Origin of the sequence: Micromonospora rosaria, assembly GCF_001567585.1 — a bacterium.
GTDB lineage: Bacteria > Actinomycetota > Actinomycetes > Mycobacteriales > Micromonosporaceae > Micromonospora > Micromonospora rosaria.
In genome coordinates this window covers 1-2,165 of the sequence record NZ_LRQV01000276.1, presented here as the reverse complement: position 1 = coordinate 2,165, position 2,165 = coordinate 1, and the positions used below count along the sequence as shown (strand labels likewise).

General features: G+C 74.9%; 3 protein-coding genes. 1 reads left to right on the top strand and 2 read right to left on the bottom strand.

All coding sequences use genetic code 11. From position 1 onward, the window contains the following. Both AWW66_RS31945 and AWW66_RS31940 read right to left on the bottom strand, forming a co-directional pair. On the bottom strand, positions 1 to 317 hold a 317-nt coding region (locus AWW66_RS31945), incomplete at its 3' end, for a 6-pyruvoyl trahydropterin synthase family protein (RefSeq protein ID WP_067374511.1). A gap of 3 nt (positions 318 to 320) precedes the next feature. Next, positions 321 to 1,301, bottom strand: coding sequence for a zinc-dependent alcohol dehydrogenase (locus AWW66_RS31940; RefSeq protein WP_067374508.1), 981 nt, complete (start codon positions 1,299 to 1,301; stop codon positions 321 to 323). A 106-nt stretch (positions 1,302 to 1,407) separates the two neighbouring features. Between AWW66_RS31940 and AWW66_RS31935 the strand changes: the two genes are divergently transcribed. Then, a partial coding sequence (locus AWW66_RS31935) for a CDP-alcohol phosphatidyltransferase family protein (protein WP_067374506.1) occupies positions 1,408 to 2,165 on the top strand: 758 nt, incomplete at its 3' end.

Here is a 2,165-nt window from a genome sequence, read left to right as displayed (position 1 = left end):
TCGCCGAGGGCCCCGGCGCGGGCCCGGTCGGCGAGCCGGTCGGCGATGGTGCGGGCCAGCACCTCGGTGGTGGTGTTCACCCCGGCGAAGTCGGGCTCCTCGTCGAGGTTGCGGTAGGTGAGGTCGCCGAGGACGGCGCGCAGCTCGTCGGTGGCCCGGCCGATGTCGACCACGATGCCGTCGGCGTCCAGGTCGGGCCGGCGGAAGGTGGCGTCGACGACGAACGTCGCGCCGTGCAGCCGTTGGGCGGGGCCGAACACCTCACCCCGGAAACTGTGCGCGATCATGATGTGGTCCCGGACGGTCACGCTGAACACAGGTCACTCCCCGTCGTAGCTGATCAGGTGGCAGAGGGCGGGCAGCCGCCCGGTGGACAACCGGGCGAGCACGTCGGGCAGGTCGGCGAAGGGCGACCGACCGGTGAGCAGGGCGTCGAACACCGGGTCGGCGAGCAGGTCCAGGGCCAGCGCCAACCGGTCGCGGTAGCTCCGGCTGCCCCGCCGGGCCGGCGCGACCGCGCCGACCTGGCTGCTGCGCACGGTCAACCGACCGGAGTGGAACGCCCCGCCGAGGGCCAGGGTCACCGGGCGGTCGCCGTACCAGCTCAGTTCGAGCAGGGTGCCCTCCCGGGCGAGCAGGTCCAGGCCGCGTTGCAGCCCCTCGGCGCTGGCGCTGGCGTGCACCACCAGGTCCCGGCCGGTGGCCGCGTCCGCCGGGTGGGCGAAGTCGACACCGAGCGCGGCGGCGGTCGCGGCCCGGCCGGGGTCGGTGTCGACCAGTTGGACCCGTACGCCGGGGAAGCGGGCCAGCAGCGCCGCGACGCAAGCGCCGACCATGCCGGCGCCGACCACGGTGACCCGGTCGCCGACCAGCGGCGGGGCGTCCCAGAGCGCGTTGACGGCGGTCTCCACCGTGCCGGCCAGCACCGCCCGGGAGGCGGGCACCCCGTCGGGTACCGGCACCACCGCGTCGGCGGGGACGACGTACGCGCTCTGGTGCGGGTAGAGGCAGAAGACGGTCCGCCCGACCAGGTCGGCCCGGCCCTGCTCGACCACCCCGACGTTGAGGTAGCCGTACTTGACCGGGGCGGGGAAGTCGCCCTCCTGGAACGGGGCGCGCATCGCGGCGTACTGGTCGGGTGGGACGCGACCGGTGAAGACCAGCGTCTCGGTACCCCGGCTGACCCCGGTGTACCGGGTCCGGACCAGGACCTCGTCCGGTCCCGGGGCGGGCACCGACACCGGGCGGATCTCGCCCACCCCGGGCGACCGCAGCCAGCAGGCGTACGCCTCGCGCGTCATCGGCCTCTCCTCATCCGCGGCGCCGATCCGCATCCACAGCGAACCATTCGGTCGAATCTCCCGTGTTCCCTGTCAGCGAACTTTCGATCATAGCCACGGAGGAACGGTGCCAACGGTTCGAACAGGTCCGGTACTCGGACTGATCGCCCAGCTCGCCCTGCTGGCGGGGCTCGCCGCGACCGTCGGCCTCGGCCCGGTGGGGTGGTCCGCCGGGGTCGGGTACGGCGTGGTCACCTGCCTCACGCTCAGTCACGGCCTGCGTCGTCAGGGCAGCCGGCGTCTCGGCCCGGCCGACCGGGTGACGCTGACCCGGGGCGTCCTGGTCGGCGGCGTGACCGCGCTGGTGCTGGACCCGGTCGTCGGGGTGGCACCGCTCGCGGTCCTGGTGCCGCTGACCGCCGTCGCGCTCGCCCTGGACGCGGTGGACGGTCAGGTCGCCCGGCGGACCGGCACGGCCAGCGCGCTCGGCGCCCGGTTCGACATGGAGGTCGACGCGTTCCTCATCCTGGTGCTCAGCGTCCACGTCGCACCGTCGGCGGGCGGCTGGGTGCTGGCCATCGGCCTGATGCGGTACGCCTTTGTCGCGGCGGCCTGGCCGCTGCCGTGGCTGCGCGGGTCGCTGCCACCCCGGACGTGGCGCAAGGTGGTCGCGGCGGTGCAGGGCGTGGTGCTGGCGGTGGCGGCGGCCGACGTGCTGCCGGCCCCGGTGACGGTCGGCGCGGTGGCGCTGGCGCTGGCGGTGCTGGTCGAGTCGTTCGGCCGGGACGTGCACTGGCTGTGGCGTCGCCGCCCGGCCGGCGCGGCCGGCACCCTGTTCTACTCCCCGGAGGACGGCTTCGAGGTCGAGTACGGCCGGGGGCTGGT

What these genes read in the sequence shown, in the direction of transcription:
- AWW66_RS31940 (WP_067374508.1), bottom strand. Translation starts at nt 1,301, where the DNA reads ATGACGCGCGAGGCGTACGCCTGCTGGCTGCGGTCGCCCGGGGTGGGC.